Consider the following 20,878-nt stretch of genomic DNA (forward strand, 5'->3'; position numbering starts at 1 on the left):
TTTTAATAATTCTTACAATTATAATTATAATACTTATCTTTGGTAAAGTCTACTGTTTTTTCACTATGCTGAAAAAAATTTTATAGTTATAAAATTTAAACTACAAAATCACATTTAATTATTTCACAAAAAATTTATTTCTCTAATATAGAAGCGTAAATGAAAGTTAAACTTTAGCTGCTCAGTTGGTTTTAATTATTAAAGATTTATAAATAAAAAAGGTTCACAATCTTTCATTTTCAGAAAAATTGTAAACCATCCCTTTTTAAATATTGTCATTATTTACGTCTGTAATATTTATAGCAAGATTACCATCTACTACAACCACTTCTCCATAGGCAATTACCTTTCCATTGACCTGTAGTTCTACTGGTTGATTTTCCATCTGATTTAACTGAAGCAGCGTTCCATTTTTAAAATTTAAAATTTCTTTTATGCTTCTCTGAGCGTCTCCTAATACTACCTGTATATTTAAAGGAACATCTAGTATTGAGTTGGTATTCCTAGAGACATTATCAAAATCACTAAATTGTTTATACTGAACTTTTTCTATACTATGCTCCAAAGAAGTTCCCTGTTCAGCATAACCTGCTATGCTATTTTCTTCCTGCTTCTCCATAACAATTGCCTGTTCTTTTATTTTTTCTACAGCATCTTGCTTACTTTCGATTACAATATCGTTAGATGGGCTCTCACAAGGAGCTTCAGTTCCCATCATTATAGACGCTATTTGCTTCACTGTTTCTCCTGATAACACCTGCATAATAACACTATCTAACAGATTTTCTATATGTAATCTAAAGGCTACTTGAACAACTTCCTCCTCTTCTTCAATATTTTCCGACATATTAGAAGTCATAGAATCCCAAATCTTTGATTTTGGAGGAGATATGTCTACTTTCCTTGAGAACATAGTTGCCATAGCTGTAGCCGCTGAACCCATCATTTGATTCATTGCCTCGGAAACTGCACTTTCTTCTATTTCAGATAATTCGTCTGAAGTAACTTGTCCCTCTCCGCCCATCATTATATTGGCTACTATAGCTGCATCTCTAACTCTCATTATCAAAATATTTTTTCCTGCAATTCCGGCAACATACTTTATCTCTAAAGCAATATTAGGTAGTTCAAAACTCTCTCTCATTTCCTTTAAGGTTGTAGTAGATATAGTTGGAGTAGTTATATTAACCCTTTTTCCTATCATATCTGATAAAGCTGTGGAAGCAGATCCCATGGATATATTACCTACTTCCCCTAATATATCTTTTTCAATATCTGTTAAAATAATATTAGACCTGTTACTGCTTTCTCCATTCAACTGCTCATCACTAATATTTCCTTCTAATAAAGCATTTATTTCTTCTTGTGATAATCCATTACTCATAATTACACATCCTTACCTAAACAATCTATTATTTTAACCCCTTTGCGATGGTTTAATAAACCTACCTCTCCGTTGAAACAATGTTTTTCTTCCACTAATATACTTACCTTATTACTATACTTTTTATTAGTGACTAAAATTTTTCCCTTTTTTAAATTCATAACCTGATCCAAGGATAGCTGAAGTGTATCTAATATAACTTTTATATTTAGATTTGTGCTATCTAAATTATTACTTAACTGTCCATTTGAACTCCTATGTGTTACTTTTAATTTTCCTGAATGTTTTTCTATAGTTGAATATGGTATGCATATATTAAAGAAAGCATTTATCTTGCCAACATTTATTGAAAATGATAATAAAACAACATGTTCATCCTTTTCAAACAGGTTTATTTCAGCTGGATCTGTTTCCACATATTCAAGTTCTTCTCTAATAGTTAACACATCACTCCAAGCTTCTCTAAGTGCTGCTATAAAATCACTGGTTATTTCCATAAAAGTATTCTTGTCTTCTTCAGAAAATCTTAAAATATTTAATTCACAGGTTTTGCCTTTACCTAAAAGAAGATCTTCTATCTGAAAAATCAAAGTAGGACTTGTTTCAAATAGTAAGTGTCCTTCTAATGGATTCAATTTAAATACTGTCACAACTGTTGGACAAGGAATAGACCTTATAAATTCTTCATATCTTATTTCCTCTATAGACTCTAACGCAATCTCTGCCTTTGCGGTACTTACAATAGATGAAGATAATATTTCACTGTATTTTGTATGAATATATTTTAAAACCTCCATATCCTTATCAGAGAACCTTAGGCTATCCTCTAATACCGTAGAGGGAGTATTACTTTCATCAGCAGTTACTGTTTCTTCCCCAATCATTTCGCCAGCTGCCATAGCTGCCAGTAACGCATCTATTTCACTTTGAGATAAAACATCTGACATATTAAGCCCTCATTTCACCGATTAATTAGATTAATTAAATATCTACCTTTGACTAGGTTTTCTTAACTAACCTTATTATAGCAAACTATTGAGATTATGAGAAATATTTATTTTCATCCTAATTCAGCTAATATTAGAGATAGCAGCTGGCCACGCTAAGCATAAGAGAGGGTTTGCTATTAGCGAACCCTCTCTTAGTGTTGTAAAAATACAAAATCATTCTTTAATTCAAAATCTAAATTCATAGAAATTTTATTTAGCTTAGCCAGAACTTCCTGTTCCCTGTTTCCTTTTAGTGGTGTAGGACAGTAATCATTTACATAACTCACAGATGAAATACTGCACGGAATGACTTTGATTCCGTAAGATACAAGGTTATTGTCCTTAAATACAAATTTTGTCTGAAGGATAAAGGTGTCCTTATCTCTTGGGTTCATATTACCACCAAAGGCAAAGTTTCCAAGACTATATGCAATAATTTTATTTTTATACTTTTCAATTCCCTGAATTACATGAGGATGATGACCTACAATTAGGTCTGCTCCTTGATCTATAGCATAGTGAGCAATTTGTTTCTGTCCCTCACTTGGATAATAGGAGTTTTCCTGTCCCCAATGAAAATTAATTACAACAGTATAACCTTTACTTTTTAGTTCTTCTATATCGCCCTTAACCTTCTTTAGGAAAGCCTTATCAGAGCTAAACCCCCTATATCCTAAAAATGCCATCTTATTTCCATTAACTTCAGTTAACCACTTATTTCCTTCACCAAAGTAATTAATTCCCTCTGCCTTTACTGAATCAATTGTATCTTTAAAACCTTTATCTAGATAATCGTATATGTGATTATTAGAAAGGTTTACTGCTTCTATATTTCCTAATGGAAGGCTTTTTGCGTATTCTGGAGGAGCTTTAAAATTAAATTGCTTCTCAGCTTTTACTATTGCATTTGTAAAGGTGGTTTCTAAGTTAACAGTAGTAATATTATCCTCTTTAAAAATTTCTGCCACATTCTTAAAAAAATAAGAATAATCATTCCCCTTTTGATTTAAAACTGCTGGTAGGCTATTAGCATATCCAAAATTTGTATCATGTCCTATAGTGCAATCTCCAGCGCTACTTAAAAGCACCTCTGTTTGAACTGGTTCTTTTTTATCAATAGTATTTTTTTCATTATTACTATCTTTTTCACTACTATTATTGCTAGAAACCTTTTCATCAGCTAGTTTCTTATAGACAGTTTTATGTAAACTATAATAAGAACCTCCAACAAATACAAGGAACATGAGGACAGTTATAACTATTTTTTTCACCTTTACTTCTCTATTCTCTTTCTTCCTTACCAAAAATATCCCTCCATTTTCACTATGATTAATTTACCCTATCAAAACACACTTAACTGGGAACCATAATCTCCCCAGCAAATTATAGTTCCCACTAACCAACTGGAAATATATCTAATTTCTACATTTTTTCTAATATTCCTTTTCTATAACTTTCCACTTTTTCTGTAATTTTATAATTACTTTCTTCCAATATATTAATGAAACCTTTTATATTCCCTAAAGTTTCACTATTATTACTTTCTTTTATTGCATTTGTGTAGCTGATTTTAGCTTCAGGCACTAACTCTTTTGTATCATATTGAAAAATTGGAGTATTATTTGCACCGTATAAGATAAAGACTATATATTGCTTATACAGCTGCCTTACATCATTTATTTTTACTGAATTCCCGTACTTACTAATGAACTCTTCCTGTTTCAGTGCTCTTTTCAACAACTCATCCCAGCTAATCATAAGAGCTGCATCTTTTATAGGAGTCTTATTTGATTCAACAGCCATTATTTGTATATAATTCTTAATATCTTCTGTTACATATGGGCTATATTGTTTATAAGACTCATAGTCCAACACAGGAAAGTACATTCCCTCTGCAGTTTCAATTTTATATCCACCGTTTCTTGTTTCTACTAACAGATCTTTTAGTTCTTTGTCCTCAATGTAGTCTATTTTGTTTATGTTAAAATTAATGTTATATATTTTGTTAATCTTACTTTGCATATCATCATTATAGAATCTTTCCTCTAGCTTAGGCAAATTCTTTTTCTGCATTTCTTCCAGTTTAAAAATCATTGTTGATGCATATTCCTTTGAAACCTTTGCAACATTGTCATTTAAAACTTTGATGAATTGATTTGTACTAGTATCTTTCTTTATTAAATCGTCAAGGTTATCAAGTATAGCCCTTTGTTTCTCTGAGGTTAAAACCTCTGATTCCTCCTTTGATATTCCTTTTTCCTTATTTTCTTTTGAACTATTTAATCCTAGGTATCCTTTAAAGGACTCATTGGCATTTGTTAACCCTACTCCAGCTAAAATTAGAGTTATTAGTATTGTGATTACTGTCCTCTTTATTGATTTTTTACTAAACTTTGAAATCATGATAATCCTCCTTTTTAACTCAGACTTATTTATCATTCCTGTTACTCCTGGAGTTAGGCGGTTATTAAAAAACATCTTTGTCAAGTTTATTATTGTCTGACCGTAGCTTATACGTTCTGTGAAGCTTATACTATTTAGAACCGTTTCATCACAGGCAATTTCGCAGTCTAATTTCATTCTGTTTAGTGCATACCATATTACAGGGTTAAACCAGTGTATTGCTTGTACTAATATAATTGTCCAATTTATCAATATATCCTTTCTCTTTACATGAGCAAGTTCATGTAGAAATATATATCTTATTTCTTTCATTGAAAATTCATCAATAATTCCTGAGAATATGAAAATTTTAGGTTTTAAGAGTCCTAAGAGATAAGGTGCTTTGTTCTCATTATTAATAATAATAGAAATATCTCCTTTTACTTTCATTTCCTTTTTACATTGCTGCAAAAGCTGGGTTATGTTATCCCTTTCCCATTTAGATCCTTTTTCACCTATCCTTTGAAGCCTCATATTCACAGTTATCACATATATAATTATAGTTAAAATACCTATAAACCATATTCCAGCCAAATAACTGCTAATAGCACTCCTATTATTACTTACAATACTAATATCCATAGTATTATTTTTGTAAATTTCCTTGTTTATTGAGTTTCCTATAGTAACCTTATCCTTCAAATTACTATTTATCTCTTTCGTAGAATCATTATTTATTGCTTTATTTTGTAAATTCTCGTTACTGTGGTCTTGCTCCTTAATACTGTTATCTTTATTTAATATATTATTTTGAAGTAATTGAATGCTTCTTTGAGCACTGCTGAATAAATTAAATATACTAAAGTTGCTTTGCAGGTTATAGGGTATTATAAGCCTTAGGATAAGAAGAAACCAAATATAATAGTGCCATTTGGCACTTAATCTATTGTTAAATAGTTGTTTAATCATTACTATTAACAAAGCAACTATACTTCCCATAAAAGATAAAGAAATTACTGTTTTAAACAATATTAATAAATTCATATCTCACCTACTTATTTCTTACTTTTATTCAATATACTCTGCAACTCTTCAATTTCTTCTTCTGTTAGTTTCTCTTCTTTTATAAAATTTGAAATCAGAAGATTAATAGAACCGTCATAAACTTTTTGTAAAAAAGATTTTGTTTCTTCTCTTTTACATTCTTCTTCAGAAACAAGTGGATAGTATAAATAATGTGATGAATTCTTTTCTACTCCAAGTGCCTCTTTTTTAACTAATCTACTTATGAGTGTATGTATGGTCTTTGAACTCCATAGGCTGTCTTGTTTTAAGCCATCAATAATTTCACTTGAAGTAATAGGTGTCTTTTTCCACACTACTTTCATAACCTGCCACTCTGCATCTGATATCTTAGGTAACTCCTTCAATTAATAACACCCCTTCTTACAAATGTAGTCTATATAATTAGATTACATTTGTAGTACCATTTTGTCAATAACAATTTATTTAATAGATCCTAATTTCCTTATATAAATTGCTTTTAAGAAAATCTTAAGAAATCTAGTAACATTATTTTAAGATTTTATAGCTAGAATAAAAATATAAATTAAAAACGAATTAGGGGGATTTTACATTGAAACATTCTAAAAAAATTGCAATATTCTTTTCTTTTATTCCTGGAGCTGGTCACATGTATCTTGGACTTACTAAACATGGTATACAGCTTATGATGTTATTTTTCTTAACTTTTGGTATAAGTGTCTCTACTGAAATAGAACTTATTGCAGCATTTCTGCCTATCATATGGTTCTATAGCGTTTTTGATGTAAGATCAAAAGCTTCCGGTGAAGAGCCGCTAATTGACTCCGATTTAAAAATCTTTTCAAGTATTGGCTACGAAAATAATTTTACTAAAACAAATACGGCCTACAAATACCTAGGATATGGATTCATCTTCTTAGGAATAGCTGCACTAGTTAACAATATAATTTTCCCTATTGTTGGACAATATGTAGATTATCAATTTATAAGATTTACAAGATCAGCCTTTACTTCACTATTCTTTATAGTTATAGGATTTGTTCTTCTAAGGAGTAAAAATAGGGCTATTTTAGAGAAAGGTGATGAGAACTCATGGGGGGAAGACGAGTAGGAACTTTATCTTTAGGGATACTTTTAATAGTAACTGGATTGGTCTACCTCCTAGGTAATTTATATAACCTAGAAGTTAGCCTTCAAATTCTAAAGTGGTGGCCAATTACCTTAATAATGATAGGTTCAGAAATCTTAATCTACAACCAAGCTGCATTAAAAGAAAATAGTAAAGTAGTTTTTGACGGAAAAAGCCTTTTTCTTATCCTTTTAATTTTACTTTTTTCTTTTAGTGCTTGCATTTTTGACAAAATAGGAGGGAACCTTTTATACCATATTTATCCTATGAGCAGTTCTTTAATAATGCAAAGCAGCTCTTTTTAGTAGCTGCTTTGCATTATTGCTTTGTTGTCTTTTATAAATTTTCATGCTATTTTAAAGGTCACTGTAAATCGCTGCCTTATCCTTAAAAGAAAGATTCTATATTTATTGCATACCTAGTTAGTCCCGTGATAAAATCTAGTTACTATATAGCTTTTGGAGGAGATAGTGTGAACCTAAAAGAAAAAGTTAAAAGTCTTCCTTCTTCCCCAGGGGTATATCTCATGAAAGATTCTCTTAACAGTGTAATTTATGTGGGTAAATCAAAGAACTTAAAAAATAGAGTTGGCTCTTACTTTCAAAGCTCTAACTCCCGCTCTCCAAAGACTGCCAAATTAGTTAAAAATCTTAAAGACTTTGAGTATATACTTACTGACACAGAGTTTGAAGCCTTTATGCTAGAATGTAAATTGATAAAAGAAATAAAACCTATATATAATCGACTAATGAAAAGTCCTAAAGCTTATTCCTATATAAAAATAAAAGTTAACGACAGGTATCCTGATATCCAAATCTCTAATGAAGCTGATAAGAGGGATGGAAACCTTTATTTTGGTCCATATACAAATAAGAGTACAGTAGAACGGGGACTTCTTGCCATAAAAGAGCACTATAAAATACTATGCAGCAATAACTGGCGAAAAGCCTCATCTTGTTTAAATTATTCTTTAGGCCTGTGCATTGGCATGTGTTTAGATACTGCCCCTAAAAATCAGTATACTGATATTTTGGACAAGGTAATAAAGTTACTAAGTGGTACTGATAAAAGTATTATTATGGACATAGAAAGCAAGATGATAAGTGCATCAGAAAAATTTGATTTTGAAAACGCTGCTAAGTATAGAGATTACTTAAGTGCAGTGAGCTATCTAATAAATAAGGCAAAGATTGTTAAATTTACAGAAGGAAATAAAAACATTGCTTTATTAGAGCATTTAAGTGATGATATCCTGAAACTTTTTCTCATTAGAGGAAATAAGGTGCTTTTTACTGAAAAATATGAATTAGAGAATTTTGATTTAACAGAATTGAAAACTATCTTTAAAACTAACATCCTATATTATTTTAATAATGAAACCCTGAAAAATTCAGTAGATATAGAAAAAGATGAAATCGATGAAGTTGAAATAATTTATGCCTATTTAAAAAATAAGTCTAACGGCTGCAAGTATATCGTGGTTTCAGATAAATGGCTTACCTGTCCAAATAATACTAGCTTAGATAGGATCATTGACAAGTTACTTCTAAATGCCAAATAGCACCACGGGAATTTTATATATTACTTATCTGAGGTCAGCACTTCTGCTGGCTTCAGATAAGTAAACAGCTTCATTTAGCATCAAAACCTTACTTAATAACTCCATGATGTTTAATAGTATAATTTACCTTAACATTAAACACAGTTTTTTTATAGTTTTCCTTCCACTGGTCTTCCTTCCACTGTGCTCCGTATTTTGCTCTCATCATACTGCCTACACCTATGGGGTCACTACCTACTTCCTGAGTATACTTAAGCACTTTCTCACAAATACCAGTGATTTCATCACCTACAAGCTTCTCTAGTTCACTTTTGTCTTTATTATCCTTTATTCCACCCCATCGATATTCTTGAACATTTCCTCTCATATCAAGAGAGATATCAACCTTGGGAATTCCATTGTCCATTCTTACTTTTATCTTTCTTTTAGTTCTATTTATGGAAAAGGAGCTTGCAGTCTTAGGCCTGTTACCTTCTAGAAAAGATCTTGAGGTTTCAAATGAATACACAGACCTTCTCATCTCACCCATCATAGCTAATAATATGGCGGTATCGCGAATATCTATTTCCCCTACAAGTTTATCTCCTGAAAATAATGCGCTTCCCATTACCTTTATTCCTATATTTTCATCACTTTCAAGTTTTATTCTAGGAACAATAGGGTCTATTCCTGGTGCAAAATAGGCTATGCAAAAATTATGGACTCTTGTTTCAGGTATACTAGCCCTCTTAATATTGTTATCTATTAATCTGTTTATATAGAAACCTGGTGCTGGCTTATCTTTCATTTCATTAGCCTTTTTTAAAAGCTCCTTGGTACTTCCATCAACTACTATAACCATAGCTAAAGGTGAACTTTCTGTATCTCTTTCTGATACCTCGATTAAATCTGAAATGCCTATTGAAGCTAACTCTTTAGAAAAAAGAATCTGTTGAAGTTTCCCACCTACTGTAAGATTGTATGAGGTAGCTCTCGACTCTTCTCTGCTTCGCTGTGGTGAATTCACCTCTTCGGTGATAATTTCCGACTTGCTGCTGATTTCTTCTTCATATACTGGTGCTGACCTGGTTATAAGAAGACGTTTTTCCGGTGAAATATCCATTCCCATAGTAAGATCTATCTTCAGGCGCCCTATTGGCTGCTGGTCCCAACAGCCTGTAAATAAATTAGGTAAGAGTAGTATTAATAATAGTATAATAATTTTTTTAATCCTTTTCTTTTTCATATGTATCATCACTTTAATCCACTCCGCGCCCTTAATAAACATATAAAATAACTTATTAATGTCAATATAATAACTCCCATCCCAACATAACCAAGAATATTAAGCAGGTTGCGTATTTCTATACTTGTCTTTGGAAGAAGGCTTAAAGGTACAACTAACAGCAAGATACCTATAAAAAGGGCAATTCTACTACTATTTATATCTCTGGTACCTATTGGAATTCTCATCAACTTGCTTAAACCATAGTAAGTACAAAAATAATAGGACAGCATAGTAGTTCCCATGGAAGGCATCCAAAGAGAAACGAATATCAAGTCAAGTCTCTCAAAAACAAATACCCTGTGGGAGCTTGAAAAACTAAAAAGAGGAAAGACCAGTCTTAATAACATCTCTTCACCAAAAAACAGCGTTAATACTAGTACAGTGGCTGTGTAAAATAAGGTTGTAATAAAGTTTCCTAATACTGCATACTTAAGAGCCTTATCTTTATCTTTAATATCAGAATATATAAAAAGTGCAAGCTCCGGACCAAGGTATGACATGGTAGTTGCTAATGTGGTTTTAAGGATGGCAGGGATACCAGCTTCTCCTATGGGCAGTATAAAATCCATTCTATAGTCGTATAGTGAAAATAAATATAGTATTATAGAAGAAAATAATACTATATAAATAACATTTCCAAATCTTGAAATTGCCTTTAATCCATACCAAGCTAAATAAATTTCTGGTATTAGACAGAGCAATACCAAAGCAAAAATCGGTGTTAACTTTAGTATGGTGATTCTAACCATTTCCACGAAAGCGCGGAGGGTAACAATAGTTCCAAAGTAAACGTAAATAATATATATTAAGCTAACAATCAAGGAAAAATACTTACCATATATTACTTTATTAATTTCAATCAATGATTTTCCATCAAATCTTCTTAAAAAAAGCATTATAAGTAGTGTTAGTGTACTAAAAAGCATTCCTGCTAGCAAAACTACAATCCACCCATCATGACCTACATCTTCTGCAAGAGTGGAAGGCAAAGTTAAAATTCCTATACCTATCTGTGAGGACACGATAAATGCTATTAGCTGTTTTGATGTTATGCTGTTCCAATCATTTTCCACCTTTTTTACCTCTTTTCACATCGGAAGGCTTAGCGATATCTGGTCTACTCTTTAAATTTTTCATAGGGATTCTTATAAAGGAATCCTTTAAATCTTTCATTTTAAATGGAGTAATTGGCTGAAAGTACGGCTGACCTAAGGATTCAAGCACCAATAAATGGGCTAAAAATATTGATGAACCAATGATAATACCCATCATTCCAAAAACTCCAGCTAATAACATAAAGGCAAATCTGGTAAGTCTTATCGCTAAAGCCATGTCAGTATTCGGTATTACATAAGAGGCAATGGCAGTAACTGCAACTACAATAAGCAATAGCTGTCCTACTATACCTGCTTCTACTGCAGCCTGACCAATGACAAGCCCTCCTACAACCCCTATAGTGGTTCCTATATAGGTTGGAAGTCTAGTGGCGGCTTCTCTCAAAAGCTCTATTGTAATCTCCATAAATAAAGCTTCCATAATCGGAGTAAAGGGAACTCTTGCTCTTCCTTTAGACAAAGGTACAAGTAAATCTAATGGAATTGCATAATAGTGGAAAGTTACAATAGCTATGTATAAGGCCGGCAAAAAGAGAGCAAGTATCAATGCAAAACCTCTAAGTAATCTTATAAAAAAACCTGCAATCCAACTGGAGCTATAGTCATCCGGCGCTTGAAAAAAAGCTGAGAAGCTAACAGGTACTATGGACACAGTGGGAGTTCCATCTAGCATTATTGCAAGCTTTCCCTCCATAAGAGAAGCAATTACCTTGTCTGTTCTTTCTGTAGATTGATATTGTGGTAAAGTCGAGTGTGGAAAATCTGTAACAAGCTGTTCTATGTATCCTGTATCAATTAAAGCATCTATATTTATATTTCTTATTCTGTTTAACAGATTATTTAAAACTTCACCATTGGCTATTCCCTCAATATATACCACATATACATTTTGTTTTGTAATTTCTCCTACTTCAATCACTTTAAATTTTAACCTTCTGCTTTTAATGTTTCTTCTAAGTAGTGAAATATTTGTTGAAATATCCTCTATAAACCCTTCATGAGGACCTTTAATGCTTTTTTCACCTATAGGTTCGCTAATGTCCCTTTTTACCGGTGTTTTCAACCACACGCCAATTGCCAGGTTCACACTATCTGCTATGAGAATAGTGCCTCCGTGAAATATTTCATCAACTATCTTAGCTACATCATAGTAATAAGTCACCATAGGTATAGGTAATTTATCTACATTGTCTTTATTATTTAAGTCTGCTGAATTTAAAGATAATATAGGCCTTATAAACACTTGAAACATTAATTCTAGATTTACAAGTCCTTTAAGATATATGACATATCCTTCTTTTCCATCTTTAAAAACTACTCTTTTTTTAATTATATCTGGACTGTCCGTGGTCAATTGATTAATTTGAGTTAGTGCATCGTTATAGGGTGGTAAAGATTTATTGCTAAACTCTGAATTATTACTCTTTTGCTCTGTATTTTCATTATTGTAACTCATAGTAATATCACCCTTATTAGTATCTGAAAGGTAACGTAATTTATTCACATCAATTTAGGCCACTACTGATAGGCTATATGTAATATTAGGTTCAAAAGAAGCTTTGCTAATTTCTAATATAAGTATCTACTTTACTAATGTTTATTGATTAGAGTATACTTTTAGTAGGTATGGATAATTTTAATTATTGTTTTTCTTTACCTTTTCTGTGAATGTTTAAAAGTAATTAGCTATACTTATTTTAAGTTTTATGGCTTACATATCAATAATTAAAATCTAAGGGGAGGTGTATTATTTTGTTAGGAACTAAGATTAGAGAAATCAGACTTGAAAAAGGTCTAAAATTAAATGAATTGGCTGAGAAGACTCAGTTAACGTCAAGTTATATTTCGCAAATTGAGCGAAATATTACCGAACCATCTCTTTCATCACTAAAAAAAATTGCAATTTCTTTAGGAGTGCCTATTTATACTTTTTTAAGTACTGAGAAGAAACAGAATGTTTATATCCAATCTACTATGCGAAAAAAGCTTGAGCTTCCAAATTCAAGCATGGTCTATGAGTTTATATCACCTATGGCATCGGATAAAGAGGTAGATATTAAAATGGAAACTATATATTTTCAACTAGAACCTGAGAGTTGGAGCAATGATGAATTTATGCTGCATGCCGCAGATGAATGTATATTCGTTATTGAAGGGAAAATCGAACTGTTCTTAGGAGATGAAAAGTATATTTTAAATAGTGGAGATAGCATTTATATAAAAGAGAACATGCCACATAAATTCTATAATCCAACTTCTGAGAAAGTTACTGGAATTTCTAATATTTGCCCGCCAATATACTAAGTTTCACTATATATTAACAATGATAAATATTTACTTTCTACATAGACTTCACCCTATATTCTTCAATAAAGAATGTAGGGTTTTTAAGTAATACTTATTTTTTTAATTATTACTTAAAATTGGTTGTATTTTCCTACAACTAGTAGTATTATTAAACTATAGTTAATTTATTAATATATATTTAATAATAGTGGATATTTTATGGGGGTGTTTATTTTGAAAGAAAATACTATCCGTTGTCATAGTGTTGTTGAGCAGGACAGTGAAGTAATTCCATCTGGTTGCAGAGTTCCTTATTATCCTTTAGTTATAAAAAGTGGAAGTGGAGCAATAATGAAGGATGTTGATGGTAATGAATATATTGATATGTTATCTAGTGCAGCAGCACTAAACACCGGACAAGCTCATCCAAAAGTTGTAGATGCTATAATAAAACAGGTAAAAGAATTCATTCACTATACCCCAGCCTATGTTTATCATGAGGCTCTAGTAAAATTAGCTAAGGAACTTACAGAAATTACACCGGGTAACTTTAGCAAAAAGGTTGCCTTCGGCTTAAGTGGCTCTGACTCCAATGATGGGATGATAAAGTTTGCTAGAGCCTATACAGGCAGAAGTAAAATAATTTCCTTTGTTGGTTCCTACCATGGATCCACTTACGGTTCTATTTCCCTTTCTGCTATAAGTTTAAATATGCGTCGTAAAATCGGACCATTATTGCCAGACATTGATCATATAAATTATCCAGATTGTTACCGTTGTAAATTTGATAAAAAGGAAGATTGCTGCAAATTAGAATGTTTAGAAGAGCTAGAGGATAAGTTTAGAAATTACTTGCCTCCAGAAGAAGTGGCAGCAATTGTAATGGAACCTATAGCCGGTGATGGAGGACTAATTGTACCGCCTAAAAAATATGTTCATGCCTTATATAACCTATGTAAGAAAAATGGTATCCTCTTTGTTGTTGATGAAATACAACAAGGCTTTGGAAGAACGGGAAAATGGTTTGCTATAGAAAATTTTGATGTGGAACCAGATATAATAGTAATGGGAAAATCTATAGCATCCGGCATGCCTATGAGTGCCATTGTTGCAAGATCAGAGATCATGGAATCCTTAGATGCCCCTGCACATGTATTTACAACTATGGCTAATCCAGTAAGCTGCAGTGCTGCTCTTGCTACTATAAGTGTAATAAAAGAAGAAGAACTTATGAAGCGTTCTAAAGAATTAGGTGATTATCTTAAAGTACGGTTCAATGAAATGAAAGACAAATATTCAATAATTGGTGACGTTCGTGGTATGGGCTTAAGTATAGGCGTTGACTTAGTTACTGACAGGAATACTAAGGAGCGTGCAAGAGAAGCTGCTGCAAAGATATGCTACCGCTGTTGGGAAAAAGGTGTAATTCTTACCTTCTTTTCTAATAACGTACTTCGTGTTCAACCTCCACTTGTAATAACAAAGGAACAGATTGATAAAGCAGTAGCTATTATAGAAGAGTCAATAAATGAATATCTAAAAGGAGATATTCCTGATGAAGTTTTGCTAGAGGCAAAGGGATGGTAAACTAATAAGATACTAAATTTTAAGATCCTAATAAATTAAAAGCGGCTGGTTTAACCAATCGCTTTTAATTTATTTCAAATTTCCTCTTAAAATATGCATTTAATAATACTATAATTGAAATAAGCATATATTAAAGATACATAAATGATTATCAGAAGGAGGCTTAATTATGTTAGTTAATTGGTTTTCTAATTTAACTCCAGTAATGCAGGCTTTTTGTGCAACTCTTTTTACCTGGTTTGTAACTGCCTTAGGATCTGCCTTAGTATTTATTTTCAAAACATTAAACAGAAAAATACTAAATGGAATGTTGGGATTTGCTGCTGGAGTTATGATAGCGGCAAGTTTTTGGTCACTATTAGCACCTGCCATAGAAATGGCTGAAGACGCAAATATGGTAGCATGGGTACCGGCTGTAATTGGTTTCTTATCAGGAGGAGCTTTTCTATGGCTGGTAGATAAGGTTTTACCTCACCTTCATATTGGAGCTCCTATAGAAGAAGCTGAAGGTGTAAAGACTAGTTTGCAAAGAAGTGTATTATTAGTTCTAGCAATAACTCTTCATAATATACCAGAAGGTTTAGCAGTAGGAGTAGCCTTTGGGGCTATAGCTGCTGATTTACCATCAGCATCTTTAGCAGGAGCTGTTGCCCTAGCAATAGGAATAGGAATTCAAAACTTTCCAGAAGGTGCTGCAGTTTCAATTCCGCTGAGAAGAGAAGGTTTTTCCAGGACTAAAAGCTTTATATATGGGCAGGCGTCAGGAATTGTAGAGCCAATAGCAGGCGTTATAGGCGCAATAGCTGTAGTAGCTATGAAACCTATGCTCCCCTATGCTCTATCCTTTGCTGCAGGAGCAATGATATATGTAGTAGTAGAGGAATTGATACCAGAGTCTCAGCAAGATACCACTTCAGATGTAGCTACAATTGGTGCTATGATTGGTTTTGCAGTGATGATGATGCTTGATGTAGCTTTAGGCTAGAAATAGCCTTCTTTTGTCTAAGTGTTACTCCGAAAGCAGGATATATAAATTTCGCTCCATTTTCCTTTGCCAATCTTATGATTTGTAAAATATTTTCATTACTATCTTCAATAAAGGGTATCACAGGCATTAATAATATCCCTGCAAAAATTCCCTTAGAAGAAAGTTTATTTATTGCTTCAAGTCTCTTAGAGGTTACATCTTTATAAGTTCTAATGCACTTCTAGTGAGCTTATATTTAGATTCAAAGGGGTTACGGGGATCTGACATTGCTCCCGTTCCAATTACCCCTTTTTTGCCTTTTGATTTAAGCTCATTATTTAATATTCCAATAGCATTAGCCTTTGCACGAACGGTATCAAAATCTTTAATTTGATAACATTCGCTTCTCGAATCACAATAAATACACCGGTGACAACAATCTTTATATATGTTCATATTATAATTTACTCCAAACCAACTATCATTTTTCTTCCAGGGTGATAATATCTGTTTTGTAGGAATAAAGTCCATTGCTACCAATTCCTTTCACAATCCTTAGGCTCTAGTATTACCTTATATATTCAGTAACTAAATCAGTAAAAAGTATACCCTCTAAATGATCTATTTCATGACAAAAGCATTTTGCTAAATCTCCTGTACCTGTTAAGGTAATTTTCTCGCCATTTTCATTTAGTGCTTCCACTGTTACCTTTGCAGGCCTTTTTAACTTCCCCCAAGTGTTAGGAATACTTAAACATCCTTCTACAACCTCTTGAGTTCCCTCCTGCATAATTATCTTTGGGTTTACTAACTTTATAAGTCCCTGTCCCATGTCTATCACAACTAATCTTTTTAATATACCTACCTGAGGAGCCGCTAAGCCTCCACCATTTTCTGTATTATACATAGTATCAGCCATATCATCTAAAATTTGTCTTATTTTATCATCTACTACTTCAACTGCTCTACTCTTTTTTCTTAATATTTCATCCTCAAAAAGTCTAATTTGTCTTAATGCCATTTAAACTACACCTCTCCTTTGCTGTGCTCTTGATTTTCTTTCACTTTCTTCAAATATAAAAACTTCCTCTATGGTACTATGAAATACTTTGCAAATATCATAAGCCAACCATATAGATGGTTCAAACTTTTCTGTTTCAATGGAGTTGATTGCTTGTCTTGATACTCCTACAAGTTGGCCTAACTGTTCTTGTGTTAACCCCATAGACTCACGTAATTCTTTTAACCTATTCTTCATTATTTACCTCCATGTAATGTTTACCTTACATTATAAATATAGCAATATTTTACTCTTGTGTCAAGTTAACCTTACAATAGATATAAAATAAAGGAGAGATAAGATGTACTTACCTCTCCTACTCAATACTTATTACATAACTAAAAAAACATTTTTTAAATTACTTTATTACTTTCCAGCAGCATACATTTCTGCTGCAATACAAAGATAGTAGCTAAATCCTATTTGTTGGCTTTCAAGCATATTACGATGAAAATCATCTTCTAAAAAGAATCTTGTCTGCATTGAAAAAGTCTTTGCATCTACTTCTGTACCATTATTATTTAAGAATCTAATATGCTCCTCTAGTATTTTTTGCAGCCTTTCATCCCTTGGTTTCCATCCCTCTCTCAAAGCCTCTGCTACCTTTGTCATAAAATTCTGGGCTTCCTTTGCCTTTTCATTCATCTCATCAACTTCAAAGTTATTTTCTTTCATCATATCATAATCATATTTTTCCTTAAGATGCTCACCCTGCTCCTTTAAGGCCTCCTTCCACTCCTCTCTATTAAATCCTTGAAACATTGCTGATTTGTCCATAATTTCTCCTTTCCTTGTTAGAATAATCGAATCATCAAGAGTTTTTAATAAACCTTCCAGTCTCTGCTTGCGCGCAAAAAGCAGTTCCTGTTGTTTTGTTAAACAACTCAATCGACTGGGTTCATCTTCAAGTGCTGTTTTGATATCTTTCAGTGAGAAATCAAGCTCACGATAAAACAATATCTGCTGTAAACGCTCCAATTCATTTATTCCATATAGACGATAGCCAGCTTCACTAATATCACAAGGTTCTAATAGTCCTATCTTATGATAGTGATGAAGAGTTTTTACTGTAACTCCTGTTAGCTTTGCAATGTCCTTAACTGTATATAGCATAATTCCTCACCTCATTTATAATGATAATGGCTCACCTAAGGTAAGAGTCAACTACTTTTAAAATTTTTTATATACTTAAATAAAAAATGCTATCAATTTCCTTGAACTGATAGCATCTTTTTATGTATTCAGTTTTAATTAATTTTATTTCTTACTAATTTTCATTGTCCACTATTAGAAATAAATTTGTCTTCTTTATCTATATTAACCATATTAAATAGCTGAGCTGCCAAAAGCACACCAAAAAAGAATAATACCCCAGATACCGTATACATAGTTACTAGAGAGAGTTTAATCTTTAGCAATCCTGATAAACTCATGGTAACTACCATTGCACCCATAAAAAGAGGATTTAAAACCCCATTTACTCTTCCTACAAATTCTTCCTCTGTAAGTTTAAGAATTAAAGTGTTTGTTCCTATATGAATACAGGGCATGAATAATCCATTAAAAAACTGAAGCCCAAGGGTAATAGCCCAACTTCTAGATATTCCAATGCCTATAACTGATATGCTATTAACAAGCAATCCAAGGGCAAGTAGTTTTTGTGGACTAATCTTTTTTGAAAAACTTAACAGCATGCCGCCGCCTATAAGCATCGCCACACCATTGGTGGCAAGCAACCATTGTAAGTTTTCCTTTGGCAAACCTAATCTCTCCACAATAATAAAAATTCCAAGGGGCTGAATAATCCCTACTGCCAGACCAGCTGCAGCAAAAACCCCACCAAGTATAGTAAGCACTTTTCTCTCCCAAACGTAACGGAAACCGTCACTTAGTTCTCGCCAGAAATTTGACTTTAATTGTTTATCTTTCTCTTTCTCGTCAGCTGGAAGAAATGTCAATACAGCTGCAGACATTAGAAAGGCAACTGCCATTACAGCTATTGCAATATTAATACCAAATCTTTGATATACAAGTGTACCCATCATTGGACCAATAATCATGAAAATTGCCATCAATGTTTGAAACATAGCCATGCCTACTTGTAACTTTTCTACAGGTACATGAATTTTAAATAATTTCATGGAAGAGGGCTGAGAAAATTGTGATAAAATGGCTGATATAAAGGTTACGAAAAATACAGCCTGCCAAGTACCAAAAATTATTGCAAAAAGTACCACTAACACTGAAACAGCACTTAACAAATCACACCATACCATTGTACGTTTAGGTTTCCAACGATCTGCATAAGTTCCACCTATAAAAGAAAAAATAAATATTGGCGCAAATTCTGCAACAGAAATCATTGAAACCGCAAAGGGATCATTCTGTGTTTTCTCCATTACAAATAATAAAATTGCAAAATTACGAACCCATACTCCTATTTGCAGTAAAATACCTGAAATCATAATGACTTGAACAAATCGATTTTGAAAAAGACCTGCATCTGCAGATGACGAACTTTCCATCCCATCACTCCTCGAAACTAATATATAAGTTAAATATTTTCTGTTTGCAGTAGTAATTTTCGACTTTTTTATATCTTGCTATTTATACAACTTCAAACTCTCTCCTTGACTGTCAATCCACATCTGTAATAATTCCTTTAAATCCTCTATTTTTTCCTTCTCTGTAGCGCCTTCCTTCGCTTTTAGCTTTTCCACCACTTCAAAGGTAAAGGCATTTTCTCCATAAGTGTTCCAATCCTCTTGTAATCTTTTCAACTTAAACATTCTTGCATTTAATCTAAACTTTATTCCCTCAAAAGGCTTATATAAATTTGTACATATATCCACAAGAGAATCTCCTGTAACTGTGTTATGTACTTTAATTATTCCCATTTCTACTTCTTGCTGCTTATATTTATTAATAAGGTCTTTTCTGTCCATCTTTTCCATCATATTCTCCTTATAATTCTTATAGTATTTACTTCCATCCTTTGTTCTCTTTAAATATCCATAATCCACCAAGTATCGTCGTATAGTTGCATCATCTTCGTAAATAGTTTTAATGAGTTTTTTCACTTCCATTTCCGTATATTCTTTATTTGGCTCAAATAAAGCGGCAAACCTTGGCAATAATTCTTTTCTTTTTCCTTCTCTAGCGGGAAAAACACGAAGCTTCGGCGGTGTTAACGTTGATACTTTCCCCTCTGCCAATTCCATAACTGCAAGAAAAGCTCTTGCCTGTCTTGCTCTTTCTCTTAAAGCAAATCTCATGTTTCTCACTGTAGATTCTGTACATCCAAGTTTGGCGGCAATTTCTTTGTCACTATACCTATTTGACACCATTGTCAAAAACTCTTTTTGAATTTCAGTCAACCCAGTATACTTCTTATCTAGTAAGAGCAGCCTTTCAATAGGAGTTCCATGCTTTATGATATGAGCATTGACATCATTATCACTTTCACTAATTTTCTCACCACATATTAAACAAACGAATTGTGCTTCCCTTATATTCCAAAGATACCCCCTTTTAAAATCATCTATAGTTGCATTACGAATTATATCCTCCATTTTTATCTCCCATCTATTAATTTTATAGATATAATAACATTATCATTTGTTTATGTCAATCCGGTAAGCGCTGAATATATAAACATAATCTTCGAAATACTACGTAAAAACACCACGAATTCAATTTTGAATAACGTGGTGTTTCCGATAAATTACTTTTTAGTTGCTCTATTAAAATTGAATGTTTCAGTCACAAATATAAATAAACATTACACCATTGCCCAACGCTCAGTCGTTCATCTTAAGACCACGTATACATTGAGCTAGCCCTATTATCAAAACAGTTACTTCACCATATCCGCCCATACTGCTTTTTTCACTTATAATGAAAGAGCATCCAATTAAAATTATTGCAATTCCTAACAAAATATGCTTAACTCCATTCAAAAGTTTTCCCTCCAGTAATCATAGAATGATCTTTTGATTACTCTATTGCACTTGCAACACATTCTTCATAACCTCGTACCATTTACTAGTAATTATACCACATTGTTAAATCTAATACATTAAAAGTAATCTAGTGAACAGAAGCATA

20 protein-coding genes and 1 pseudogene are annotated in these 20,878 nt (G+C 32.5%); 6 read left to right on the forward strand and 15 right to left on the reverse strand.

Annotated features, from left to right (window positions below; all coding sequences use genetic code 11):
* Positions 1–265: 265 nt before the first annotated feature.
* The 5 genes from fliY to N4T77_RS17725 form a co-directional block, all read right to left on the reverse strand.
* On the reverse strand, positions 266–1,384 hold the full coding sequence (gene fliY / locus N4T77_RS17705) for a flagellar motor switch phosphatase FliY (RefSeq protein WP_261673186.1): 1,119 nt from the start codon (positions 1,382–1,384) through the stop codon (positions 266–268).
* 2 nt (positions 1,385–1,386) lie between these two features.
* Positions 1,387–2,331 carry a flagellar motor switch protein FliM gene (locus N4T77_RS17710; protein WP_261673187.1) on the reverse strand — a complete coding sequence of 315 codons (945 nt, stop codon included), beginning with the start codon at positions 2,329–2,331 and terminating at the stop codon, positions 1,387–1,389.
* Positions 2,332–2,525: 194 nt separating this feature from the next.
* On the reverse strand, positions 2,526–3,677 hold the full coding sequence (locus N4T77_RS17715) for a CapA family protein (protein ID WP_261673188.1): 1,152 nt from the start codon (positions 3,675–3,677) through the stop codon (positions 2,526–2,528).
* A gap of 118 nt (positions 3,678–3,795) precedes the next feature.
* A complete protein-coding gene (locus N4T77_RS17720) occupies positions 3,796–5,799 on the reverse strand; it encodes a M56 family metallopeptidase (RefSeq protein WP_261673190.1) in 2,004 nt (667 codons plus the stop codon).
* A gap of 11 nt (positions 5,800–5,810) precedes the next feature.
* Complete coding sequence (locus N4T77_RS17725) at positions 5,811–6,185, reverse strand: BlaI/MecI/CopY family transcriptional regulator (protein WP_261673192.1); 375 nt, start codon at positions 6,183–6,185, stop codon at positions 5,811–5,813.
* 206 nt (positions 6,186–6,391) lie between these two features.
* Between N4T77_RS17725 and N4T77_RS17730 the strand changes: the two genes are divergently transcribed.
* The 3 genes from N4T77_RS17730 to N4T77_RS17740 all read left to right on the forward strand — a co-directional run bounded on the left by N4T77_RS17730 (position 6,392) and on the right by N4T77_RS17740 (position 8,489).
* The gene (locus N4T77_RS17730) at positions 6,392–6,910 is read left to right on the forward strand and encodes a hypothetical protein (protein ID WP_261673193.1); all 519 of its coding nucleotides are present in this window, start codon (positions 6,392–6,394) and stop codon (positions 6,908–6,910) included.
* Entirely contained in the window at positions 6,892–7,233 is a 342-nt protein-coding gene (locus N4T77_RS17735; RefSeq protein WP_261673194.1) for a LiaI-LiaF-like domain-containing protein, read from the forward strand. The genes N4T77_RS17730 and N4T77_RS17735 overlap by 19 nt, the downstream gene beginning before the upstream one ends.
* 167 nt (positions 7,234–7,400) lie before the next feature.
* Complete coding sequence (locus tag N4T77_RS17740; RefSeq protein WP_261673195.1) at positions 7,401–8,489, forward strand: GIY-YIG nuclease family protein; 1,089 nt, start codon at positions 7,401–7,403, stop codon at positions 8,487–8,489.
* An 88-nt stretch (positions 8,490–8,577) separates the two neighbouring features.
* Here the strand turns inward: N4T77_RS17740 and N4T77_RS17745 are convergent, their stop codons facing one another.
* The 3 genes from N4T77_RS17745 to N4T77_RS17755 are packed head-to-tail and all read right to left on the reverse strand — an operon-like array spanning position 8,578 to position 12,327.
* The gene (locus N4T77_RS17745) at positions 8,578–9,723 is read right to left on the reverse strand and encodes a Ger(x)C family spore germination protein (protein WP_261673207.1); all 1,146 of its coding nucleotides are present in this window, start codon (positions 9,721–9,723) and stop codon (positions 8,578–8,580) included.
* Entirely contained in the window at positions 9,723–10,829 is a 1,107-nt protein-coding gene (locus tag N4T77_RS17750) for a spore germination protein (protein WP_261673196.1), read from the reverse strand. Before N4T77_RS17750 ends, N4T77_RS17745 begins: the two co-directional genes overlap by 1 nt.
* The gene (locus N4T77_RS17755) at positions 10,819–12,327 is read right to left on the reverse strand and encodes a spore germination protein (protein ID WP_261673197.1); all 1,509 of its coding nucleotides are present in this window, start codon (positions 12,325–12,327) and stop codon (positions 10,819–10,821) included. Before N4T77_RS17755 ends, N4T77_RS17750 begins: the two co-directional genes overlap by 11 nt.
* Positions 12,328–12,623: 296 nt before the next feature.
* On the opposite strand from N4T77_RS17755, the gene N4T77_RS17760 reads away from it, so the two are divergent.
* The 3 genes from N4T77_RS17760 to N4T77_RS17770 all read left to right on the forward strand — a co-directional run bounded on the left by N4T77_RS17760 (position 12,624) and on the right by N4T77_RS17770 (position 15,729).
* On the forward strand, positions 12,624–13,175 hold the full coding sequence (locus N4T77_RS17760; RefSeq protein WP_261673198.1) for a helix-turn-helix domain-containing protein: 552 nt from the start codon (positions 12,624–12,626) through the stop codon (positions 13,173–13,175).
* Between the two features lie 216 nt (positions 13,176–13,391).
* Positions 13,392–14,744, forward strand: a complete 1,353-nt coding sequence (locus N4T77_RS17765) for an aspartate aminotransferase family protein (protein WP_261673199.1) — start codon at positions 13,392–13,394, stop codon at positions 14,742–14,744.
* 169 nt (positions 14,745–14,913) lie between these two features.
* A complete protein-coding gene (locus tag N4T77_RS17770; protein WP_261673200.1) occupies positions 14,914–15,729 on the forward strand; it encodes a ZIP family metal transporter in 816 nt (271 codons plus the stop codon).
* A gap of 7 nt (positions 15,730–15,736) precedes the next feature.
* On the opposite strand, the pseudogene N4T77_RS17775 reads toward N4T77_RS17770, so the two are convergent.
* The 7 genes and pseudogenes from N4T77_RS17775 to N4T77_RS17805 form a co-directional block, all read right to left on the reverse strand.
* Positions 15,737–16,242 (reverse strand): annotated as a pseudogene (locus N4T77_RS17775) (SPL family radical SAM protein); the annotation flags it as partial.
* 37 nt (positions 16,243–16,279) lie between these two features.
* Positions 16,280–16,732: a peptide deformylase gene (gene def, locus N4T77_RS17780; RefSeq protein ID WP_261673201.1), complete on the reverse strand. Its 453-nt coding sequence runs from the start codon at positions 16,730–16,732 to the stop codon at positions 16,280–16,282.
* Complete coding sequence (locus N4T77_RS17785; protein WP_261673202.1) at positions 16,733–16,969, reverse strand: helix-turn-helix transcriptional regulator; 237 nt, start codon at positions 16,967–16,969, stop codon at positions 16,733–16,735. It lies immediately after the preceding gene.
* Positions 16,970–17,137: 168 nt separating this feature from the next.
* Positions 17,138–17,884: a MerR family transcriptional regulator gene (locus N4T77_RS17790; RefSeq protein WP_261673203.1), complete on the reverse strand. Its 747-nt coding sequence runs from the start codon at positions 17,882–17,884 to the stop codon at positions 17,138–17,140.
* 161 nt (positions 17,885–18,045) lie between these two features.
* Entirely contained in the window at positions 18,046–19,296 is a 1,251-nt protein-coding gene (locus tag N4T77_RS17795) for an MFS transporter (protein WP_261673204.1), read from the reverse strand.
* 78 nt (positions 19,297–19,374) lie between these two features.
* A complete protein-coding gene (locus N4T77_RS17800) occupies positions 19,375–20,343 on the reverse strand; it encodes a DUF2087 domain-containing protein (protein ID WP_261673205.1) in 969 nt (322 codons plus the stop codon).
* 228 nt (positions 20,344–20,571) lie between these two features.
* Entirely contained in the window at positions 20,572–20,730 is a 159-nt protein-coding gene (locus N4T77_RS17805; protein ID WP_261673206.1) for a hypothetical protein, read from the reverse strand.
* Between the last annotated feature and the right edge of the window lie 148 nt (positions 20,731–20,878).

The sequence above is a fragment of the Clostridium sp. CX1 genome, assembly GCF_025398335.1.
GTDB classification, from domain to species: domain Bacteria; phylum Bacillota; class Clostridia; order Clostridiales; family Clostridiaceae; genus Clostridium_AM; species Clostridium_AM tanneri.

Coding starts and splice junctions, on each gene's coding strand:
- N4T77_RS17795 (WP_261673204.1), bottom strand. CDS start 19,296: ATGGAAAGTTCGTCATCTGCAGATGCAGGTCTTTTTCAAAATCGATTT.
- N4T77_RS17710 (WP_261673187.1), bottom strand. CDS start 2,331: ATGTCAGATGTTTTATCTCAAAGTGAAATAGATGCGTTACTGGCAGCT.
- def (WP_261673201.1), bottom strand. CDS start 16,732: ATGGCATTAAGACAAATTAGACTTTTTGAGGATGAAATATTAAGAAAA.
- N4T77_RS17720 (WP_261673190.1), bottom strand. CDS start 5,799: ATGAATTTATTAATATTGTTTAAAACAGTAATTTCTTTATCTTTTATG.
- N4T77_RS17735 (WP_261673194.1), top strand. CDS start 6,892: ATGGGGGGAAGACGAGTAGGAACTTTATCTTTAGGGATACTTTTAATA.
- N4T77_RS17785 (WP_261673202.1), bottom strand. CDS start 16,969: ATGAAGAATAGGTTAAAAGAATTACGTGAGTCTATGGGGTTAACACAA.
- fliY (WP_261673186.1), bottom strand. CDS start 1,384: ATGAGTAATGGATTATCACAAGAAGAAATAAATGCTTTATTAGAAGGA.
- N4T77_RS17770 (WP_261673200.1), top strand. CDS start 14,914: ATGTTAGTTAATTGGTTTTCTAATTTAACTCCAGTAATGCAGGCTTTT.
- N4T77_RS17745 (WP_261673207.1), bottom strand. CDS start 9,723: ATGATACATATGAAAAAGAAAAGGATTAAAAAAATTATTATACTATTA.
- N4T77_RS17800 (WP_261673205.1), bottom strand. CDS start 20,343: ATGGAGGATATAATTCGTAATGCAACTATAGATGATTTTAAAAGGGGG.
- N4T77_RS17755 (WP_261673197.1), bottom strand. CDS start 12,327: ATGAGTTACAATAATGAAAATACAGAGCAAAAGAGTAATAATTCAGAG.
- N4T77_RS17790 (WP_261673203.1), bottom strand. CDS start 17,884: ATGCTATATACAGTTAAGGACATTGCAAAGCTAACAGGAGTTACAGTA.